Raw genomic sequence first — 2,769 nt, 5'->3', positions numbered from 1 at the left:
GACCCTGCCGAAGGCGAAGGTGTTCGCGGACGCGGTGAAGGCCGGCGACATCGAGGGCGCGAAGAAGGCGTACGCCACGTCGCGGATCGGCTGGGAGCGTACCGAGCCGGTCGCGGAGTCGTTCGGGGACATCGACCCGAAGGTCGATGTGCGTGAGGACGGGCTGGAGGAGGGCCAGGACCCGGAGAAGGACTGGACGGGCTGGCACCGCCTGGAGCGTTCGCTGTGGAAGGACGAGAAGCTCACCGGCCGGGACACCGAGCTGGCCGGTCAGCTGATCGTGGATCTCACCGACTGGCAGAAGCGGGTCGGCAAGGCGGAGATCACTCCGACGTCGATGGCCAACGGCGCCAAGGAACTCCTCGACGAGGTCGCCACCGGCAAGGTCACCGGTGAGGAGGAGCGCTACTCGCACACCGACCTGGTCGACTTCAAGGCGAACGTCGAGGGCGCGGAGAAGTCCTACGAGCTGCTGAAGCCGGTGGCCAAGGAGAACGACGCGGCGCTGGTCACCGAGCTGGACCGGCAGTTCGCGGCGCTCGACACCCTGCTGGACACCTACCGCAAGGACACGACCTCCTACGACTTCACCTCCTACGACAAGGTCTCCAAGGCGGACCAGAAGGAGCTCTCGGACGCGGTGAACGCGCTCGCGGAGCCGCTGTCCAAGCTCGCCGCCGCCGTCGTCGCGAAGAAGTAGGGACAGTCATGACCGACACCCCCGCCGAGCAGGTCACATCCTCCGCGCCCACTGCGTCGGCGGCTCCGTCGCGGCGTTCGCTGATCGGCTGGGGTGGTGCCGGGCTTGCGCTGGGTGCCGCCGCGGCCGGTGGTGCGGTGGCGGTGGCCCGCTCAGTCGACGACGGGCAGGCCGGTGCCGGTGCTGCCGGGGCGGGGGGTGAGGTCGCCTTCCACGGCACGCATCAGGCGGGTATCGCCACCCCGGTGCAGGACCGGCTGCACTTCGCCGCGTTCGACGTGAAGACGGACGACCGGGCCGCGTTCGTGCAGCTGCTGAAGGACTGGACGAGGGCGGCCCGGCGGATGACCGCCGGACAGGCCGTCGGCGAGGGCGCCTACGGCGGACTCGCCGAGGCACCACCGGACGACACCGGCGAAGCACTCGGCCTGTCACCCTCACGGCTGACCCTCACCCTCGGCTTCGGCCCCTCCCTCTTCGACAAGTTCGACCTCGCCGGCCGGCGGCCCGAGGCCCTCGTCGACCTGCCGAAGTTCGCCGGCGACAACCTCGACCCCACCCGCAGCGGCGGCGACCTGTGCATCCAGGCCTGCGCCGACGACCCCCAGATCGCCGTGCACGCCATCCGCAACCTGGCCCGCATCGGCTTCGGCACGGTCGTCATCCGCTGGTCCCAGCTCGGCTTCGGGAAAACCTCCTCCACCACCCCCGACGCCCAGACCCCCCGCAACCTCATGGGCTTCAAAGACGGCACTCGCAACATCGCCGGCACCGAAACCGACCGCCTGAAGAAATTCGTATGGGTCGAAGACCCCAAGGAGAACGCGGCCTGGATGGGCGGGGGTTCCTACCTCGTCGCCCGGCGCATCCGCATGAACATCGAAACCTGGGACCGCACCTCCCTCCAGGAGCAGGAGGACATCTTCGGCCGCGACAAAGGCGAAGGCGCCCCCGTCGGCAAGGCCAAGGAACGCGACACACCCTTCCTCAAAGCGATGCTGCCCGACGCGCACGTGCGCCTCGCGCACCCCGACACCAACGCCGGCGCCACCCTCCTGCGCCGCGGCTACTCCTTCACCGACGGCACCGACGGACTCGGCCGCCTCGACGCGGGCCTGTTCTTCCTCGCCTACCAACGCGACATCCGCACCGGCTTCATCCCCGTCCAGCGCAGCCTGGCCACCGACGCACTCAACGAATACATCCAGCACGTCGGCTCAGCCGTGTTCGCCATCCCGCCCGGCGTCCGCGACAACCACGACTGGTGGGGCAGCACGCTGTTCTCCAAGAACCCCAAGGAGGCGTAGGCCGTGTTCGGCAACTATCTGATCGGCCTGCGCGAAGGACTGGAAGCCAGCCTCGTCGTCTGCATCCTCATCGCCTACCTGGTCAAAACCGGCCGCAGAGACGCCCTCAAACCCATCTGGACCGGCATCGCGGTCGCCATCGTCCTGGCCCTCGGCTTCGGGTTCGCCCTCGAATTCGGCTCCCAGGAGCTGACGTTCGAGGCACAGGAAGCCCTCGGCGGCTCCCTGTCCATCATCGCCGTCGCCCTGGTGACCTGGATGGTCTTCTGGATGCGCCGCACCGCCCGCCACCTCAAAAGCGAACTGCACGGCCGGCTCGACGCCGCCCTGCAGATGGGCACCGCCGCACTCGTCGCCACCGCCTTCCTCGCCGTCGGACGCGAAGGCCTGGAAACCGCCCTGTTCGTGTGGGCGTCCGTGCGCGCCTCCAACGACGGCACCCAGGGCCCCCTCATCGGCGTCCTCCTGGGCATCCTCACCGCGATCGTCCTCGGCTACCTCTTCTACCGCGGCACCGTCCGCATCAACCTCGCCAAGTTCTTCACCTGGACCGGCGGCATGCTCGTCATCGTCGCCGCCGGCGTCCTCGCCTACGGCGTCCACGACCTCCAGGAAGCCGACTTCCTGCCCGGCCTGACGAACAAAGCCTTCGACATCAGCGAAACCATCCCCCCGGACAGCTGGTACGGCACCCTCCTCAAAGGCATCCTCAACTTCCAACCCGACCCCACCATCCTCCAAGTCGCCGTATGGGTCCTCTAC

At 68.6% G+C, this 2,769-nt stretch carries 3 protein-coding genes; all 3 read left to right on the top strand.

What is annotated here, in order from left to right; all coding sequences use genetic code 11:
• Nucleotides 1-700: iron uptake system protein EfeO (gene efeO / locus ACFVH5_RS44235; RefSeq protein WP_385839345.1), on the top strand; the 700-nt coding region annotated here is incomplete at its 5' end.
• An 8-nt stretch (nt 701-708) separates the two neighbouring features.
• Nucleotides 709-2,007 carry an iron uptake transporter deferrochelatase/peroxidase subunit gene (efeB, locus tag ACFVH5_RS44230; protein WP_385839344.1) on the top strand — a complete coding sequence of 433 codons (1,299 nt, stop codon included), beginning with the start codon at nt 709-711 and terminating at the stop codon, nt 2,005-2,007.
• 3 nt (nt 2,008-2,010) lie between these two features.
• Nucleotides 2,011-2,769: iron uptake transporter permease EfeU (gene efeU, locus ACFVH5_RS44225; protein WP_385839343.1), on the top strand; the 759-nt coding region annotated here is incomplete at its 3' end.

The sequence above is a fragment of the Streptomyces sp. NPDC127119 genome, from assembly GCF_042677425.1.
Lineage (GTDB): Bacteria > Actinomycetota > Actinomycetes > Streptomycetales > Streptomycetaceae > Streptomyces.
Note: the sequence above shows the minus strand (reverse complement) of the source record. Positions and strands in the feature narration are given on the sequence as shown.

What these genes read in the sequence shown, in the direction of transcription:
- efeB (WP_385839344.1), top strand. Translation starts at nt 709, where the DNA reads ATGACCGACACCCCCGCCGAGCAGGTCACATCCTCCGCGCCCACTGCG.